The following is a 17,330-nucleotide window of genomic DNA, read 5'->3' on the forward strand; positions in this document are numbered from 1 at the left end:
CAACGGCGGCGGGGCGCGCCCGCCCGCGGGAGAGACCGCACCGCGGTGCACGGCACCGCCGAGGGGAGGCGACCGCATGGCCGACGACATCCTCCGGATGCGCGCGATCACGAAGACGTTTCCCGGCGTCACGGCGCTGTCCGACGTCAACCTGACGGTACGCCGGGGCGAGATCCATGCCATCTGCGGTGAGAACGGCGCGGGCAAGTCGACCCTGATGAAGGTGCTGTCCGGGGTGTACCCGCACGGCTCCTACGACGGCGAGATCCGTTTCGGCGGCGTGCCCTGCCGGTTCTCCGGCATCCGTGACAGCGAGCAACGCGGCATCGTGATCATCCACCAGGAACTGGCGCTGTGCCCGCAGCTGTCCATCGCCGAGAACATCTTCCTCGGCAACGAGCGGGCCAGCCGCGGTCTGATCGACTGGAACCGCACCAACCACGAGGCCGCGGAGCTGCTGCGGCGGGTCGGCCTGCGGGAGAACCCGGTCACCCCCGTCCTCGACCTCGGGGTCGGCAAGCAGCAGCTCATCGAGATCGCCAAGGCGCTGTCGAAGGAGGTGCGGCTGCTCATCCTCGACGAGCCGACCGCCGCGCTCAACGACGAGGACTCCGCGCACCTGCTCGACCTGCTGCGAGGGCTGCGCGACGACGGCATCACCTGTTTGATCATCTCCCACAAGCTCAACGAGGTGCTGGCCATCGCCGACACGATCACCATCCTGCGGGACGGCCGCACGATCGAGACGCTGGACGTTCGGGCCGGCGGCGTCACCGAGGACCGCATCATCTCCGGCATGGTGGGCCGCGACCTGGAGCACCGGTTCCCGCCCCGCGAGCCCCGCATCGGCGACGAGATCCTGCGCATCGAGGACTGGACCGTACACAGCCCCACCCAGCACGGCCGGGTCGTGGTGTCGAAGGCCAACCTGAGCCTGCGCCGCGGCGAGATCGTCGGACTGGCGGGTCTCATGGGTGCCGGGCGCACCGAGCTGGCGATGAGCGTGTTCGGCCGCTCGTACGGTACCGACATCTCCGGCCGGGTCGTCAAGGACGGCAAGCAGCTCGACCTGCGTACCGTGCGGGACGCCATCCGGCACGGCATCGCGTACGCCACCGAGGACCGCAAACGCTTCGGCCTGAACCTCGTCGAGGACGTCAAACGCAACACGTCAGCGGCCGGGCTGCGCAAACTCGCCCGGTGGGGCTGGGTGGACGACAACGAGGAGTACCGGGTCGCCGACGAGTTCCGCACCGGCATGAACATCAAGGCACCGAGCGTGCTGGCCGCCGTCGGCCAGCTCAGTGGCGGCAACCAGCAGAAAGTCGTCCTGTCCAAGTGGATCTTCACGGATCCGGATGTGCTGATCCTGGACGAACCGACCCGCGGCATCGACGTCGGGGCCAAGTACGAGATCTACACGATCATCAACCGGCTCGCGGACGCGGGCAAGGCGGTCCTGGTCATCTCCTCGGAACTGCCGGAACTGCTCGGCCTGTGCGACCGCATCTACACCCTGTCGGCGGGGCGGATCACCGGTGAGGTGTCCCGCGCGGACGCGACCCAGGAACTCCTGATGCACCACTTGACCAAGGGACAGGGGTAGAGCCTCCATGAGCAGCAGCACCGCGCCCACGAACGCCGATCTGGCCGTCGACACGTCGGCCGTTGGGGACACGCCGTCGTCGAACGGCAGGCCGTCCGGGCGGTTCTCGGTGAGCGTGCGGCAGAGCGGCATCTACATCGCGTTCGCGTTGATCGTCGCGCTGTTCTCGGCCCTCACCGACGGCGCCATGCTCCAAGCGCAGAACATATCAAACATCATCGTGCAGAACTCGTACATCCTGATCCTGGCGATCGGGATGATCCTGATCATCATCGCCGGGCACATCGACCTGTCCGCGGGCTCCGTCGTCGCCGCGACCGGCGCACTCGCCGCGGTTCTCATGGTCGACCACCACCTGCCGTGGCAGGTGGCGATCCTGGTGACGCTGGTGGCGGGCGGGCTCATCGGCGCGTGGCAGGGCTTCTGGATCGCGTACTTCGGGCTCCCGGCGTTCATCGTGACCCTCGCCGGCATGCTGCTCTTCCGCGCGCTGACCATGACCGTGCTGGGCAACCAGGGCATCGGCCCGTTCCCCGACGCCGTACGCACCCTGGCCAACGGCTTCACCCCGGGCTACCTCGGCAACATCGGACTCGGGCCGCTGGGCGGCGCCGACCTGTTCAGCCTGCTCGTGGGCGTGGTGGCCGTCGGCGGCATCGCCGTGACCCAGTGGCGCGCCCGCGCCGGGCGACGGGGCTACGGCCAGGCGGTCGACCCGTTGCCGCTGTTCATCCTCAAGATCGCCATGGCGGCCTTCGTCGTGCTGGCCGTCGTGGTGCAACTGGCCCGGTTCAAGAACCTGCCGTGGGTGCTCGTCCTGCTGGCACTGCTGGTTCTGGCGTACTCGCTGCTGGCCAACCGTTCGGTGTTCGGCCGGCACGTCTACGCCGTCGGCGGCAACCTCCAGGCGGCGACGCTGTCCGGGATCAAGGTCAGGTCGGTGGTGTTCTGGATCTTCGTGAACATGGGCGTGCTGGCCGCCATCGCCGGTGTCATCTTCGCCGGCCGTCTCAACCGGGCGGGGCCGACCGCGGGCGTCAACTTCGAACTCGACGCGATCGCCGCGGCGTTCATCGGTGGCGCCGCCGTCCAGGGCGGCGTCGGCAAGGTGGTCGGCGCGATCACCGGCGGACTCATCATGGCCGTCATCAACAACGGCATGTCCCTGATCGGCGCGGAGAGCGACCGCGTGATGCTGGTCAAGGGCATCGTGCTGCTCGCGGCCGTCGCGTTCGACGTGTGGACCAAACGCCGCGCCGGTCGCGCTTCCCGGTGACCCGCCGTCCGCCAGACATCCACCGACTGCGCGGAGCCACCGGCCGGGAACGATCCGCGGACGAGGCGTGAGACGACGCCGCGGTCGCGGCCACGGCGGGTGCGTAGCCGGCCGTCGCCCCGGTGGTCAGCTCTGGAGTTCCCGCAGCACCCGCCGGCACGCGTCGGCGCACCTGCGGGTGGCGTCCGAACACAACCGACAGTGTTCGTGGTGGCCCGCGTGCCCGGCACACAGCTCAGCGCTGTGCTCGCAGGCCGTCACGCACGCCTGCAGCTGTGCGCCGAGCAGCGCGCCGTCGTTGGCGCGGGTGAGCAGGCGACGGGTCACCCCCACCACGTCCGCGCAGTTCATGTCCCGGATGACCGCGTCCCGCAGGTCGCGTACGTCGTCCTCGGTGACCATCGCCGCCGCACACGTGTTGACGGCTTCCTCGCACTCCAGCATCGCGTCTATCGCGGCCGTCAGGCTCTCGTTGCTCACGCGGGGCCTGATACCGACGGTCATGGTGGCGAGTACCTGCTGTGTCCGTGGCATGGCGGTCCTCTCGACGTCGGATGCGCAGATCGGGCACACACACTCACCGCGGACCCGGCGACTAAACCAACTCGACCGCCGTTCGTCTCCCTACCGGTCTCGCGGCGGTACCCGGGCGCCCACCTCCAGCCGCTTTCCCGCGTCCCGCCACGCGACGACCCCGCCGGCCAGGCTGGTCGCGTCGCAGCCTGCCTGCCGGGTGAACGCCGCGAGCCGCTTCGAGTACTCCCCCACCGGGCAGATGAAGACCAGTCGCACGGACGCGGGGAACGGCACGCCCTGGCCGAGCATGTCTTCCAGGTGGTCGTCCCGGATGTTGATCGATCCCGGCACGTGGCCGATCCGGTAGGCCATGCCGCCCCGCGTGTCGATCTTCAGGATCCCGTGGTGCCCGTCGAGGGCTTCCAGCTCGTCGGGCGAGATCTCCGGTACGTCGTCGAGCGCCTCCGGCGCCAGGTCCCGCACGCTCCCGCCGGCGGCCCGGCCGAAGAGGTCCGGGCGCCGCTTCTTGACATACGACAGGTACGACTCCAGCCGGTCACAGATGATGATCACCGCCTTGACCGGCCGGCCCGCGACCTCCGCGTGCCGCCCGAGGCGGTCCAGCGCGGCGGCGTAGGTGGCGCCGCTGGTCGGCCCGGCGAGCACACCGTGCGCGGTGGCGAGTTCGAGGGTGCCGTCGATGGCCGCGGCCGACTCGACCGGGACGATCTCGAGGTAGAAGTCCGGTTGGAACAGCCCGACGTCCCACAGCTCGGCCTCCGACCGGATACCCGGGATGAAGTCCGAGCGGCTGGACACGACCCCGATCGTCCGCATTCCCGGGTTACGCTCCTGCAGGTAGGTGGCCGCCCCTCGGGTCGAACCGGTCGTACCGAGCCCGCCGAACAGGTAGTCGACCGGCCCGATGTCGTCGTAGATCTCCTTTCCGGTACCGCGGTAGTGCGCGTCGAGGTTCTTCGGGTTGGTGTACTGCGACGGGTGGTAGTAGGCACCGGGATCGCCCGCCATGACGTTCTCGATGGTGGAGAACACGTCGTGGGGTGCGGTCGGGTCGGGGCACTCCGACAGCCCCGGCAGTTCCCGCACGTCGGCGCCCAGCAGGTGCAGTACGTCCCTGACCTCGTTCACCCGGACCCGGTTGGTATAGGCGCGCAACCGCGTCCCGCGCATCGCCGCCAGCACCTGCAACGCCTTCGCGGTGTTCCCGCTCGACGCCTCGATCAGGGTCCGTCCGTTCCCGGCGACGTCGGCCAGGTCGTCTTCGACCATCGCCCAGGCGACTCGGTCCTTGACCGAGCCGAACGGGTTGAACAGCTCCAGCTTGGCGTACAGCTCGACGTGGTCCAGCCCGTGCACGCGGGCGTCGAGCTTCAGCAGTGGCGTATCCCCGATCAGCTCGGTGATGTCGTGGTAGAGCATCAGCCGGCTCCCCTCATCCGGTCATCGGCGTCCGGCCACACCGCGAAGTCCGCACCGGCGCGGACGGCCGCCAGCTTCGGTGGCCGCGGCCGCATCAGCGCCTGGGACGCGGACAGGTCCATCTGGTAGCCGGCGGTGTTGGCGAACACGACGAGGTCCCCGGGCAGCGGCAGCCTCGCCAGCCACGTCTTGTGGTTGGAGACCATGTCGCGCTCCAGGCACAGGTTGCCGGCGAAGTACACACCGCAGGGCCCGTCCCGGTACTCGTGGCTCCGCCCCCGGTAGACGACCACGGGGTCGAGCATCACCTCCTGGTCGGCCGGGGTGACGGTGTCGCGACCGATGTCCAGGTTCACCAGGACACTGCCGTCGGCGGCCTGCTTGACGAACTCGACGCTCGCCAGCGTCACGCCCGCCTGGTCGACCAGTGCCTTGCCCGGCTCCACCCACAACTCCATCAGGTTGTCGGACAGCACCCGGGCGACCGGTCTGCCGTCGTCCCCCTCCAGCAGGCTGTCGAGCAGCGCGCGCAGGAACTCCGGCCCGGGCGTGGTGTTGGCGTACTTGTGGAACACCGGGATCCCGCGCACCACGCCGCCGTCGTACGAGTAGCCGAAGGTGTTGCCCGCCCAGGTCAGCGGCTCGCCGTGGCCGAGCAGCCCCCGTTTGAGGGCGTGCACGTAGTCGTCGAAGGAGTCGGGGTCGGCGATGAACACCTGCCGGAAGCCACCGCCGACGTTCAACACGTACGGGGTCAGCCCCGCCGCGTACGCGTCCTCGATCAGGCGCAGGCAGGCGTCCACCACCGCGACCCGGTCACGCACGTCGTTGCTGTCCAGGTGGAACGAGTACCCGCGGAAGTCGAGGACGTCGGCTCGTCGGGCGACCAGGTCGAGCGCCCGTCCGACCTGGGACGGCGGGATGCCGAAGCGGCTGACCCGCACGGCGCCGTCCGGCGACCCGGATCCGGACACCCGCAGCAGGACCCGTGGCCGGAGGCGGCCGGGGCGATCCGCCGCCAGGCACGCGATGCGCTCCAGCTCCCAGAGGTTGTCGACGTTGATGGTGAGGTCACGGTCGACCAGGTCACGCAGGAAGGCCTCACCCTTCGGCCCGGTGACCTCGATGCGGTCCGCGGTGAACCCGCAGGCCAGCGCGTTGGCGAGCTCTCCCGGGGAGGCGACGTCGACGCTGATCCCCGCGCGCGACGCGGTACGGACCAGTGCCCGGGACTGGTTGGCCTTGTGGGCGTAGCAGATCCGGTACCGCAGGCCGTAGCCGTCCAGCACGTCGCGGAAGGCGGCCACGTTCTCCGCGAACACCTCGGGGAAGACGATGTTCACCGGTGAGCCGAAGCGCGACACGACGTCGTCGAGGAGTTCCCGCCGGCCCAGGAACGACGCGACCAGCGGGTGGATCCTGGGGGCCAGGTCTGCCATGCGGGTCAGCTGTTCGCGCCGGAGACGACGGTGTAGCCCGCGTCGCGGATCGCGTCGAACGCCCGCTCGCGGTTGCGGGTGCTCCGGAACTCCGCGACCACCCGCTTGGTCGCCAGGTTCACCTCCACCACCTCGATGCCCATCGACTCCAACAGCCCCCGGATCGTGGTCTGGCAGTGCCTGCAGTTCATGTCGGGGATGTGGAAGCGCCGGTCGTCCGGGTCGATCAGGGCCCTGTCCCGGCTCGCCTCCGCGCGCCGTCCGGTCACCTCGACGACCTCCAGCGTCCGGGCGAAGGTCTCGACGTACCGGTGCACGACCACGGGCAGGACGCTGAACCTCTCGCCGTCGACGACGTTGGTCATCTGCGCCAGGCACCGCGGCTGCGCGGCCTCGTCCAGCAGCGCGTACTGCTTGGATATCAGGTCGAGGTCGTGGTGGTACCGCGTGACGGCCTCCTCGACGGTCAGGCCCTCCTCCGCGGTCGCCTTCCGCATCACCGCGTGCGCCTCGGCGACGGTGGCGTCCTTCATCGCCCGGAGCGTCCCCAGGCACTGTGTGGAGTACCGGACCGTGCCGCCCGGCAGGGTGACGAAGGCGGCCGGGATCATTCCCCGCCGGTACGTGGAGGCCTGAAGCTCCCAGAACCACTGCGTCGCCACGACGTTGAAGATCCCGCAGTCGCGCATACCCCGGGCGAACTCCTCCGGCGTGCCGTACGGCGTCTGGTGCGCGATCAGGGCGTGTTGGGCGAGCACCCGGCCGGTCGCCTCGATCCCGATCCGGAAGATCTCCAGCGGATCCTGGTCGGTGGTCGTCGCCGCGAGCACGGCACGCTCGTCCGGACCGAGGCGGGCGATCGCGTCGGCGAGTACCGGATTGGCGGCGAGGTCGCGCCACAGCGCCAGGGTGGTCTCGCGTACCGCGATCGGCACCACCGGGCCCAGGGCACCGGGGCCGACGTGCCCCGTGTTGGGAATCCCCGCGCTGTCGGTCCAGACGATGCGATGGGTGGCACTGGTGACCAGCTCCGGCGGGCACGGGCGCATGAACCGTTCGAGGTAGGTCCGTTGCGAGTAGCTCAGGTGGCTTCCCGGCTCCGGGCTCATCGGCGTGGCCGTGTACGCGATGCGTCGCCGCCCGCCGATACCGTCGACGCCCGTGCCGGCGAGGTCGGAGGCGAACAGTCCGGGGTGGGCCAGGCCGGCCAGGATGCGCGCGGCGGCAGGCCGGTCGTAGCAGCCCACGGCTGGTCTGGTCACGGCTGGACGACCTCCTTCACGATCAGCTCCAGGAAGTCCGCGAAGCGGTGGATCTCGTCGGCGGTGTTGTAGACGTGCAGGCCGACCCGCACCGAGTCGTCCTGGGGCTGCGCGTCCGGCAGGCAGTGGGATCCGGTGCGCACGTAGAAGTCCCGGGAGGCCAGCGCGAAACCGAGATCGCCGGCGGCCACCCCGTCGACGGTGAAGGAGACGATGCCGTAGCCCACCCGGCAGGTGGCCGCGGCGACGCCGGGGAGGAACTCCAGCGCGGGGATCCGGCGGAGCCGGTCCACCACCTGGAGGGTCAGGTCCCGGTTGTGGGCCGCGATCGTCGCGATCCCGACGTCGTCGATGAACTCGATGGCGGCGCCCAACGCCAGGATGCCCGCGACGTCGGCGGTGCCGCCTTCGAGCAGGTACGGCATGCCGGTGGCCCGCAGGACACCGGAGTCCACGGCGACGCCCGAGTGCCCGCCGGGCAGGAACGGCTGCACCTGTCGGTGGACTCTGCGGTGGCAGTAGAGGACGCCGGTGCCCGGCGCGCCGAACATCTTGTGCGCGGAGAACGCGGCGAAGTCCGCGCCCAGTGCGGTGACGTCGATCGGCACGTGCCCGGCGCTCTGGCTGCAGTCGAAGCAGAGCAGGACCGAGCTGTCGATGCGACCCCGCAGCTCCTCCAACGTCGTCATCGAGCCGAAGACGTTGTGGACGTGGCTGGTCGTGATCAGTCTCGTCCGGACGCCGATTTTGGACAGGATGTCGTCGGTGTCCGCTTCGCCGGTGGCGGTCACGCCGTACGGGACGAGGTGGACGGTCGTGCCGAAGCGGTGGAGGATCCGCTGGAGGTTCAGCCAGGGGTAGACGTTCGAGGAGTGGTCGCGCGGATTGAGGAGAATCTCGTCGCCGTCGCGCAGGTTGGCCAGCCCCCAGGCCAGGGCTACGGCGTTCAGACTCGCGGTGGCACCGGCGGTGAAGACGATCTCGTCCGGGCTGCCGGCCCCGACGAACCGCGCGACCTGCTCCCGTACCCGTTCCACCCGGCGGGTGACCCGGTTCGCCCACGGGTACGTTCCCCGTCCCGCGTTGGCCGTCTCCTCGGCGAGGTACCGGACGACGGTGTCGACCACCGGACCCGGCTTCTGGGTGGTGGACGCGCTGTCCAGGTACACCACCCGCGGGTCGGCGACCAGCGCCGGGAACCGTTGCCTGATGCCGGCGACGCTCATGGTCGCCGGCCGCCTGTCGGGTACGGAAGGAAGGGTTCCACTGCCGAATCACCTCCCCGTGGACGAACGGGCGTGCGGCGGCGTGTCATCACTCATCGTAGAGACCGGGTAGCGCGACGTATAGAACCACCGATGTCGTTACCTCGCCGCGCGCCGTGGTCCGCGTGCCGTCCACGCCGGACCGGTGGACAGCCGGGTCGGCTGCCAGCCACCCCACTCGCCGGCTCACGACATCGCCACCAGCATCACGCCCGTACCGGCGCTCATCAACGCGTGCAGGGCGAGCCCGGTGCCGGAGGTGAGCAGCCGTCCCCGGGCCGGCGCCGCACCGCCGGCCGCCACCGGACCCATCGGAACCGCCGGCGACGCCACGACCCACGACCGCCGTCCCGCCCGGGCCAGCCACCACAGGGCGGCCAGCAGGAAGTACGTGCCCGCAACGACGTTGACCGCCGTCACGTCGCCGGCCGGCAGCGGATCCGGCACCGACGTCACGCCCGCCACCGGCATCGCCATCCCCGCCATCGGGTGCGCACCGGGGTGCGGCGCCGGCGCCACGCCCGTCGGCACGAGCAGCACCATCCACACCATCGCGGCCATCGTCACGCCATGCTGTGCCAACTCCAGGCAGTCGCCGGCCGGCGCCCCACCGGCGACCGCGGCAGCCGTCCGCACCCCGAACCAGCACGCAGCGGCCGCGAACACCGCGAGGGACACGTCACGCCAGCCGCCCCACCGCCACGACCACAGCATCGCGACCATCACCAGGCTCATCGCCAGATGCGTCAGGGCGGTCAACCGGTCGGCGAGCGTCACCCGGTCGCCGCCCGCCGGCAGCAGGCACCGCGCCGAGCAGTAGGCACCGGTCAGCGTGAAGACGGTCACGAGGGTCCATCTCAGGGCGGGAGAACCGATCATCGCCGCCTCACCTGGCCGGCGGCACCGTTCCGCGACATGACCGCCTCCCTGGCAGCGCGCGAGGACAGCGTGTCTCACCGATCGTAGATAGCCCCTCAGCGCTGCGTACAGAAAAGCCGTCACCTACCGGATGAGTGAATGCTTCATGTCACGATGTCCGTGGCCACCGGCGAGTCATCCACCCGGCGCGATCGACCCGCACGTCGGGGGTGCGCCGGTCACGGGCACGCTGCGCTGACCCGGTCCAGTTCGCGTACCGTGACGTAGCCGGCGAAGCGCTCGCGCCGGTAGCGGTCGCAGGCCGCCTTGACGTTGTCGGCGCGGGTGGCGTAGTCGACGGCGAGCACGACCTTCCCCGCGTCGCGGAGGTTGCGCGCGTCCTCGAGGTTCCCGCCGCACCAGCCCTGACTGCACGGCCTGTCGGTGTCGAGGAAGAACAGCTCCTGCACGCCGATACCGTCGATCGCGGCGGTGTAGTCGGGGTAGCTCTGCAGCTCGGGCGAGTTCTGCGGCACGACCCAGAAGCCGGGGCGCTGGCGCTTGGCGTACCCGCTGATCCGGCGGACCAGCTCCACCATCGCCCTGCCCAGGCCGCCACGGGTCTGCTCCCGGACCGTCGACAGGTCGACGGCCTCGAACGCGACCGGGGTGTCGACGTACACGCCGTCGAAGCCGGCTCTGATCGCCTGGTCGACCCGGGGCGCGATGACCCGCTTCCACCAGCGCTCGTCCCAGTAGCGTACGAAGTACTCGTCGGGCGAGCCGGCCGGGCGGTTGAGCACCAGGTCGTTGGCGTCCTGCCGCAGGAGCGCGTATTCGGGCCGGGAGTCCTCGATGGCCCCGATCTGGAAGTACGCCAGCACCTTCTTGCCCGAGGCGCGTAACGCGGCAACCTCGGCGGCGGTGAAGTAGTCACCTCCGCCGTCCCGGGCAAGGTCGATGACGGCGAGTCGCTGCGGCGCCCTGGCCAGCGCGTCCAGCTTGCCGTCGGGGTAGTTCTGGAGCTGGTAGACCCAGCCGGCGAGCGCCGGCGGCCCGCTCGGCGACGCGGACGGCGACGGTGGCGCGGGGACGATCCGCAGCGGAGTGCACGCGGTCAGCGTCACGAGGGCCGCCAGCGGCGCCACGCCGCGGTACCGCGACGGTACGCGTCGCGCGACGCGCGGGACCGAGCGCAGGAAAATCGAAGATAATCGATCAAACAAGATCATTGACTGGCCTTCCCGACGCATGAGTGCCACAGGGAGCGGCGGCCGCGCATCGATGTTATGCGCGTCGACGGTTCGGCGCTCGGCAACGGGAGAAGCTCGCGTACCGGCCGGTAATCAGCTATCGACCGGCGCCCGGCGTACCGGTGGCCGGGCTTCCGGCGGGTGCGCCCGCCGCCGGTTCCGTCCGGCCAACGGTACGCAGGCTGACGGTCGCCAGCAGAGCCAGCACGCACAGCCCACCGAGGGTCAGGAAGCCCGCCTGGAAGGAGCCGGTGGCGTCCCTGACCACGCCGAGCGCGTAGCTGAACACGAAGCCGCCGAGGTTGGCGCAGAAGTTGCCGAACCCACTGGTGACGCCGGCCGTCCGGGCGCCGAGCCGCTGGATCGGCAGCGCGAACAGCGGCCCGAAGTACACCTGGACGAACACGGAGCTGACCGCCACGACGGACAGCAACGGCACGAGCCCGTGAACGAGGGTGAGCAGGGCCGTCGTCACGGCCAGCACGCCCAGGGAGACCCCGATGACCGCCAGCGGCCGGCCGAGCCGGTCGGACAGGTACCCGCCGAGGACGTTCGACGGCGCCGTGACGGCCGCGCCCAGCGCGGTCACCAGCCCCGCGACGGCCAGCGGGTACCCGCGGTCGGCGACGAGATACGTCGGCAGCCAGAACGTGAGTCCCTGCACGACGGCCAGCCGGACGAACTGGATGAAGCCGGTGGTCCACAGGATCCGGTGTCGCAGCAGCCCGGGCAGCTCGCGCAGGCGCATGCCGGCGCCCGCGCGTTCCGATACCCCGTCGTCGCCGAGCCACCGGTAGAGCCCGAGGACGAGCAGCCCGGCGGCGGCGAAGACGAGGAACAGCCGCTGCCAGCCCAGCGGACCGACCAGGACCGGCCCGAGCAGGCTCAGCAGGATGTTCGACGAGAACCCGCCGGCGACGTAGAGCCCCATCGCGGTGGCCCGCCGCGCCGCCGGGAACTGGTTGCTGATCAGCAACAGGCCGGGGGCGAACACCAGCGAGCGGCAGCAGCCCGACAGCGCCTGGGTGACCACGAGCAGCGGGTACGAGTGCAGCGTGGCGAACCCGAACGCCAGTGCGTTCGTGCCGAGCAGCCCGAGCAGGAACAGTCGCCGGGGAGTGAACCGGTCGGCCAGGTACCCCGACGGGATCTGCATCAGCGCGTAGGTCAGGCTCGACGCCGCCGCCAGCGTCCCGGCCTGCGCGAACGACAGGCCCAGGTCGCCGCGGATCAGCGGGAGGAACAGCGCGACCCCGCCGACGACCAGCGACTGCGTACTCTGGCAGAGCACCAGCAGCGTAATGGTGCTCCGCCGCCGGTACCCGGGCCCGCGTCCGTCGTCCGTCACGTCGACGAGGCGGCCCCGGCGTCACGTGCCGCGGTGTCCAGGTTGTCCTTGTAGATCGCCAGCAGCCGGTAGATCCAGTGCACGAACTTCGTGTACGGCGTGATGGCGAAGGCCACGATGACCGACGCCAGGTGGGTCACCAGGACCGGGCCGAACAGCCGGCTCTCCCGGACGAACAGCGTCAGCAGCCCGGTCACCGCGAGGATGAGCAGCGCCCACAGGAAGCCGTAGTCCGCCCGCCGCATGGACGGCGTACCCAGTCCCGGGTCGCTGTCCCGCTTGAGCAGCATCAGCCCCACGCAGCCGACGGTCATCCCGAGCCCGCCGACGGTGCCGGTGACCACCGGCACGGACAGGTACGGGTACGGCGGAAGCAGGCCGAGGAACTCCTGCATGAACGCGGCCGAGGTGGTGGAGACCAGGCACAGGCCGAACCCGTACGAGACCGCGAGGTGGAACCGGCGGCGCCACGGGCTCGCCACGTCAGCCGGGTACTCGCAGCCCACGCCGCCGCCGCGCATGTGTCGCAGATGGACGCCCTGGACCAGGGCCCGCAACCACAGGGCGGGCCGGGCCAGGTCGCCCAGCCTGCCGTGGGTGTCGCGCCAGTACCTCAGGACGGCCCACGCGAGCACGACGACCGTCCACAGGCTCGGTGCCGCCACCACCGCCACCATCAGCAGGTGCGGGATGATCTCGTACGGGGAGCCGGGATTGTCGCCGGCGGAGAGCACCCGGCCGCTGGTGAGGTAGCTCAGCGCCACCAGCAGCACGGAGATCATCAGGAACCAGCCGACGACGCCACGCCACCCGCTCATCCACGCCGGTACCCGGCGGGGCCACACGTAGGTGCGGTAGGTCTCCTCGCGCACCTGCGTGAACACCTTCGGCGGGTTCAGGTCGAACTCGTGCGGCGCGGTGTACATGCAGGCGCTGAAGCAGTCCCGGCAGTCGTGGCAGAGGTTCGCCAGGTGGGTGACGTCACCCGGCGACAGGGTGGTCCGCAGTTCCAGCGCCGGCCAGACCGGGCAGTACCCGGCGCAGTACCGGCACGAGTTGCAGACGTTGAGCTGGCGTTCGGCCTCGACGAACAGGTCATCCAATGGCATGGCGGGCTGCCTCACGTCCGGCGATGCGTCCCCACACCGTGCCAATCGTCATTCCGAAGCCGGCCAGGTAGCCGGTCGACAAGATGTTGCCCGACATGATCTCCCCTGCTGCGAAGACGTTGCGGAACGTGCCCCCGTCCCGGCGCCTGATCAGTGCCCGGTCGGTGACCGCCACCCCGAGGTAGGTGAAGGTGATGCCCGGTCGCATCGCGATGCCGTAGAACGGTGGGCTGTCGATGCGCTGTGCCCAGTTGCTCTTGGGCGGGTCGATGCCCGCGGTGGACCGCCCGTCCTTCTCCGCCATGGTGAAGCGGCCGCCCGGTCCGCGGTCGACCGCCTCGTTGTACCGCGCGACGGTCTCCTCGACCGTGACCGGGTCGAGGTCGAGCTGCTTGGCTACCTCGCCGATCGTCGACGCCTCGTACCACCCGTACATGGGTGGCAGGAACGCGCCGTGCACCTTGCTGTCCCACAGCGAGTAGGCGATCTGGTCGGGCTGGAGGGCGATGTTGCGGCCCCAGATCGCGTACCGCTTGGGCCAGATGTCCTCGCCCTCGTCGTAGAACCGCCGCCCGTCCCGGTTGACCACGATCCCGAAGGGGATGCTGTCGAGCCGGGTGGCGATGCCGCCGTCGAACTTCGGGCTGCGCGCGTCGACCGCGACCGAGTGGAAGCCGCGCTCCTCGCCGGCCCGCTCCGCGCCGGCGTCCAGCAGTTGCGCGAGGACCGTGCCGTCGTTGTAGACCGGTCCGCGGATGTGGTAGTTCAGGGCCGCGTCGCCCCAGTACCGGCGGAGCCAGTCGATGTTGGCCTCGAAGCCGCCGCTGGCGCAGACGACCGCCTTGGCCCGTACCCGCTGCCGCCCCTGGCCCGTGCGCACGATGAGCTCGGTGCAGGTGTCGCCGTCGACGCGGACCTCCTCCACCGTGGACTCGTACGCGATGGCGATGCCGGCACCCGTGACCCGCCGGTAGTAGGTGTTGACGAGCGCCTTGCCCCCGCCGAGGAAGAACCGGTTGGTACGCCCGAGGTGCAGCGTCCCGGTCAGCGCCGGCTGCCAGCGCACGCCGTGGTCGGTCATCCACCCGGGCACCGACTCCGACTCCCGGACGGTCAGCTCTGCCAGAGCCTCGTTGCTCGGCCCCGTTCCCACGCCGCACAGGTCGGCCCACAGTTCGTCGTAGCCGTAGGTGCCGGTGTAGCAGTCGTCGGTGTAGTTGTGGACGCAGCGGATGTTGCGGGTGTGCCGGCTGTTGCCGCCGCGGAACACCACCGGGGCGCGCTCGAGGATCAGTACCCGGGCGCCCTGGTCGTGGGCGCTGAGCGCGCTCACCAGGGCGGCGTTGCCGCCGCCGATCACGACGACGTCCCATTCCAGGTCGTCGGAGATCGGCGACGGCGCGCCCGACCGATCGTGCGTCCGGCTCACCCCACGCTCCCGCTCGGGGTGTCCGGCCAGCCGAAGGTCGGTGCCGGGTGCGGCAGGGGCGGCAGGTCCCAGGTGGCCGCGGACGGCGTCTTGACGTCGGCGGACACCCGCACGTCGAGCACCGTCGGCCGGCCGGACGCGATCGCGGCTTCGAGCTGTCCGGCCAGGTCGCCGGGGCGCTCCACGACACTGCCGTCGGCGCCCATCGAGCGGGCCATGGCCGCGTAGTCCGGCGTGTACGACTGGCCGGTACGCGCGTGCAGGAAGCTCGTCGCCAGTTCGCGGTCGGCGCCGAAGTAGCCCTTCTGCTGGTCACGGATGGAGATGAAGCCCTGGTTGTTCCACACCACCCAGACGACCGGGATCTCGTACTCGACCGCGGTGGCCACCGCGCTCGGCATGAGCAGGAACCCGCCGTCGCCGACGACGGCCACCACCGGCCGCTCCGGCGCGGCCAACTTGGCGCCGAGCGAGCCGCCCACGCCGAAGCCCATGGAGGCGAAGCCCCAGCTGTGCAGCATGGTCCGCGGTGCGAACGCGGGCCACTCCTGGACGATCCAGTTGTGGTGCACGCCGACGTCGCTGACCAGGATGCCGTCTTCGGGCAGCACGGCGCGCAGGTCGCCGAGCACCCGCTCGGGCCGGATCGGTACCGCGTCGCTTCCCCGGTTGGGCGCGACGTGCGCCTCCCACTGCGTCGTCCAGCCGGCGATCTCGTCGCGCCAGCGGGCGCGGGGCGCGTGGTCGGCCGACACCAGCTCGGCGTCCGCACCGCCCTGCCGCTGCCGGACCGCGTCCACCAGCTGGGCCAGGAAGTCCTTGGCGTTGGCGACGATGCCCAGCGCGGCCGGGTAGTTGCGCCCGATCTCGGACGGGTCGATGTCGACGTGGATCAGGCGGGTCGGCGGGATCGAGTACGTGTAGCCGGGGATCCAGGAGCTGGTCGACCGGTCGTCGAACCGGGTGCCCAGCGCCAGGATGACGTCGGCCGACCGGGTCGCCCGGTTGGACTGGTACGTGCCGTTGCGGCCGCTGGAGCCCAGCGACAGCGGCGACCGCGCGTCGAACACGCCCTTGCCGAGCGGCGTGTGCACGACCGGGATGCCCAGCATGGTGGCCAGCGTCGCGAGCTCGGCGGAGGCGTCGGCGAGCTCGACGCCGTGGCCGACCACGATGACCGGCCGCCGCGCGGACAGCAGCATGGCCAGGGCGTCCTCGACGTCCCGGGTGCCGGCGGCCATCCGGTGGGAGAAGCCGGCGCGCCACAGCTGCGGCTCGGGGACCTCCGCGTCGGTGGCCTCGACGAAGACGTCCAGCGGTACGTCGAGATGTACCGGGCCGGGGCGGCCCTGCGTCATCGTGGCGAACGACTGGCGCAGCATGAGCGGCAGCTGCTCGGGGCGGGTGGCCTGGAAGCTGCGCTTGACGTACGGGCGGACCACGGACGTGAAGTCGGCCTGGTAGTGCCGGCCGGTCTCCTGGAACGGCCCCCGGTTGAACTGGGTGGTGGCGACGTTGCCGGTCACGGCGAGGAAGGCCGAGGAGTCCATCAGAGCGGAGCCGAGGGCGACCGGCAGGTTCGCCGACCCGGGCCCGCAGGAGGTGAAGGTCATCACCGGCTGGTGCCGGATCCGGAAGTAGGCGTCGGCCATGAACCCGGCCACCGACTCGTGGTGCACCGAGATCGTGGTGATCTCCTTCTGCCGGTCGTACAGCGCGTCGAGCAGCCCGATGTCTCCGTGCCCGCACATGCCGAAGGCGTACGGGACCCCCTCCCGGATCAGGTAGTCGACGATGATCTCGGCGCCCTTACGGCCGCTCATGGTGTGGTCCTTCCTCGTTGTCACATGCCGACCGCGCGCCCCCCGGCCCGCCGTCGGTCCACAGTGGCTGGTACGCCTGGACGTCCCGATAGGTGAGCAGCGGCACGGCCCGGCCGAGGACGAGGTCGCGGAAGTGGTCCGTGCCCAGGTGGCGCTGGCGGCCCCGCTCCCCCGCGTACTCCTCCAGCAGGACGAACCGCCCCGGCTGGTCGGTGGACTCCAGCACCTCGAAGCCCAGGCAGCCGTCCTCGCGCCGGGTCGCGGCCGCCAGGTCGCGGAGGATCCGGCGGACCTCCTCGACGGCCCCGGCCGGGGCGTGCCAGACGGCCACCACCCGGACGACGTCGCCGCCGCTCACTTCGGGATGCCCGGCGGTGACGTCACCACGACGAACTCGAGGTCCTGCGCGCCGGTGGACACCAGCGAGTGGCGCACGCCCGCGGGTACGAACATCACGTCGCCGGGCCCGACGGTGCGGGTCTCGTCACCGCACTCGGCGGTACCGGTGCCCGTGATGAAGTAGTAGACCTGCTCCTGGACGTCGTGCTCGTGCGGCTCGACGTACCCGCCGGTCGGGTACCGCGAGGTGCGGAAGTCGAAGTGCCTGCTGCCCTGCTCCTCCGGGCCCACCAGGTACCGGGAGTAGGCCCGGATGTGTCCCGGCGGCTCGATCCACTCGACGTCGTTCTCGTTCAGGAACGGCATT

The 17,330-nt window shown here is 70.7% G+C and carries 15 protein-coding genes; 2 read left to right on the plus strand and 13 right to left on the minus strand.

Annotation, left to right across the window (positions count from 1 at the left end; translation table 11 throughout):
- The first annotated feature begins 76 nt into the window (after window positions 1-76).
- Entirely contained in the window at window positions 77-1,606 is a 1,530-nt protein-coding gene (gene mmsA, locus ACNTMW_RS02375; RefSeq protein ID WP_426631629.1) for a multiple monosaccharide ABC transporter ATP-binding protein, read from the plus strand.
- 7 nt (window positions 1,607-1,613) lie between these two features.
- A complete protein-coding gene (mmsB, locus tag ACNTMW_RS02380) occupies window positions 1,614-2,882 on the plus strand; it encodes a multiple monosaccharide ABC transporter permease (RefSeq protein WP_426631630.1) in 1,269 nt (422 codons plus the stop codon).
- Window positions 2,883-3,008: 126 nt separating this feature from the next.
- Here the strand turns inward: mmsB and ACNTMW_RS02385 are convergent, their stop codons facing one another.
- From ACNTMW_RS02385 to ACNTMW_RS02445, 13 genes are all read right to left on the minus strand, one after another.
- Window positions 3,009-3,416: a four-helix bundle copper-binding protein gene (locus ACNTMW_RS02385; protein ID WP_426631631.1), complete on the minus strand. Its 408-nt coding sequence runs from the start codon at window positions 3,414-3,416 to the stop codon at window positions 3,009-3,011.
- 90 nt (window positions 3,417-3,506) lie between these two features.
- On the minus strand, window positions 3,507-4,838 hold the full coding sequence (locus ACNTMW_RS02390; protein ID WP_426631632.1) for a pyridoxal-phosphate dependent enzyme: 1,332 nt from the start codon (window positions 4,836-4,838) through the stop codon (window positions 3,507-3,509).
- Complete coding sequence (locus ACNTMW_RS02395) at window positions 4,838-6,277, minus strand: type III PLP-dependent enzyme domain-containing protein (RefSeq protein ID WP_426631633.1); 1,440 nt, start codon at window positions 6,275-6,277, stop codon at window positions 4,838-4,840. The genes ACNTMW_RS02390 and ACNTMW_RS02395 overlap by 1 nt, the downstream gene beginning before the upstream one ends.
- Window positions 6,278-6,282: 5 nt before the next feature.
- On the minus strand, window positions 6,283-7,539 hold the full coding sequence (locus ACNTMW_RS02400; RefSeq protein WP_426631634.1) for a heavy-metal-associated domain-containing protein: 1,257 nt from the start codon (window positions 7,537-7,539) through the stop codon (window positions 6,283-6,285).
- Window positions 7,536-8,765 (minus strand): aminotransferase class V-fold PLP-dependent enzyme, encoded by a 1,230-nt coding sequence (locus tag ACNTMW_RS02405; RefSeq protein ID WP_426631635.1) that lies wholly within the window; start codon window positions 8,763-8,765, stop codon window positions 7,536-7,538. The genes ACNTMW_RS02400 and ACNTMW_RS02405 overlap by 4 nt, the downstream gene beginning before the upstream one ends.
- Before the next feature lie 225 nt (window positions 8,766-8,990).
- Window positions 8,991-9,683 (minus strand): DUF5134 domain-containing protein, encoded by a 693-nt coding sequence (locus ACNTMW_RS02410; protein WP_426631636.1) that lies wholly within the window; start codon window positions 9,681-9,683, stop codon window positions 8,991-8,993.
- Window positions 9,684-9,901: 218 nt separating this feature from the next.
- Window positions 9,902-10,810 carry a glycoside hydrolase family 191 protein gene (locus ACNTMW_RS02415; protein ID WP_426631637.1) on the minus strand — a complete coding sequence of 303 codons (909 nt, stop codon included), beginning with the start codon at window positions 10,808-10,810 and terminating at the stop codon, window positions 9,902-9,904.
- Between the two features lie 202 nt (window positions 10,811-11,012).
- The gene (locus ACNTMW_RS02420; RefSeq protein ID WP_426631638.1) at window positions 11,013-12,263 is read right to left on the minus strand and encodes an MFS transporter; all 1,251 of its coding nucleotides are present in this window, start codon (window positions 12,261-12,263) and stop codon (window positions 11,013-11,015) included.
- Window positions 12,260-13,372: a tricarballylate utilization 4Fe-4S protein TcuB gene (gene tcuB / locus ACNTMW_RS02425; RefSeq protein WP_426631639.1), complete on the minus strand. Its 1,113-nt coding sequence runs from the start codon at window positions 13,370-13,372 to the stop codon at window positions 12,260-12,262. Before tcuB ends, ACNTMW_RS02420 begins: the two co-directional genes overlap by 4 nt.
- Complete coding sequence (gene tcuA, locus ACNTMW_RS02430) at window positions 13,359-14,801, minus strand: FAD-dependent tricarballylate dehydrogenase TcuA (protein WP_426631640.1); 1,443 nt, start codon at window positions 14,799-14,801, stop codon at window positions 13,359-13,361. Before tcuA ends, tcuB begins: the two co-directional genes overlap by 14 nt.
- Window positions 14,798-16,624, minus strand: a complete 1,827-nt coding sequence (locus tag ACNTMW_RS02435; protein WP_426631641.1) for a thiamine pyrophosphate-binding protein — start codon at window positions 16,622-16,624, stop codon at window positions 14,798-14,800. Before ACNTMW_RS02435 ends, tcuA begins: the two co-directional genes overlap by 4 nt.
- Complete coding sequence (locus tag ACNTMW_RS02440) at window positions 16,611-16,982, minus strand: putative quinol monooxygenase (protein ID WP_426631642.1); 372 nt, start codon at window positions 16,980-16,982, stop codon at window positions 16,611-16,613. Before ACNTMW_RS02440 ends, ACNTMW_RS02435 begins: the two co-directional genes overlap by 14 nt.
- Window positions 16,979-17,329 carry a cupin domain-containing protein gene (locus ACNTMW_RS02445; RefSeq protein WP_426631643.1) on the minus strand — a complete coding sequence of 117 codons (351 nt, stop codon included), beginning with the start codon at window positions 17,327-17,329 and terminating at the stop codon, window positions 16,979-16,981. The genes ACNTMW_RS02440 and ACNTMW_RS02445 overlap by 4 nt, the downstream gene beginning before the upstream one ends.
- Between the last annotated feature and the right edge of the window lies 1 nt (window position 17,330).

The sequence above is a fragment of the Planosporangium spinosum genome, from assembly GCF_049999945.1.
GTDB lineage: Bacteria > Actinomycetota > Actinomycetes > Mycobacteriales > Micromonosporaceae > Planosporangium > Planosporangium spinosum.

Bases quoted from the DNA above. Each gene is read 5' to 3' on its own strand.
- ACNTMW_RS02390 (WP_426631632.1), bottom strand. From the start codon at position 4,838: ATGCTCTACCACGACATCACCGAGCTGATCGGGGATACGCCACTGCTG.
- ACNTMW_RS02435 (WP_426631641.1), bottom strand. From the start codon at position 16,624: ATGAGCGGCCGTAAGGGCGCCGAGATCATCGTCGACTACCTGATCCGG.
- mmsB (WP_426631630.1), top strand. From the start codon at position 1,614: ATGAGCAGCAGCACCGCGCCCACGAACGCCGATCTGGCCGTCGACACG.
- tcuB (WP_426631639.1), bottom strand. From the start codon at position 13,372: ATGCCATTGGATGACCTGTTCGTCGAGGCCGAACGCCAGCTCAACGTC.
- mmsA (WP_426631629.1), top strand. From the start codon at position 77: ATGGCCGACGACATCCTCCGGATGCGCGCGATCACGAAGACGTTTCCC.
- ACNTMW_RS02445 (WP_426631643.1), bottom strand. From the start codon at position 17,329: ATGCCGTTCCTGAACGAGAACGACGTCGAGTGGATCGAGCCGCCGGGA.
- ACNTMW_RS02405 (WP_426631635.1), bottom strand. From the start codon at position 8,765: ATGAGCGTCGCCGGCATCAGGCAACGGTTCCCGGCGCTGGTCGCCGAC.
- ACNTMW_RS02395 (WP_426631633.1), bottom strand. From the start codon at position 6,277: ATGGCAGACCTGGCCCCCAGGATCCACCCGCTGGTCGCGTCGTTCCTG.
- ACNTMW_RS02385 (WP_426631631.1), bottom strand. From the start codon at position 3,416: ATGCCACGGACACAGCAGGTACTCGCCACCATGACCGTCGGTATCAGG.
- ACNTMW_RS02410 (WP_426631636.1), bottom strand. From the start codon at position 9,683: ATGATCGGTTCTCCCGCCCTGAGATGGACCCTCGTGACCGTCTTCACG.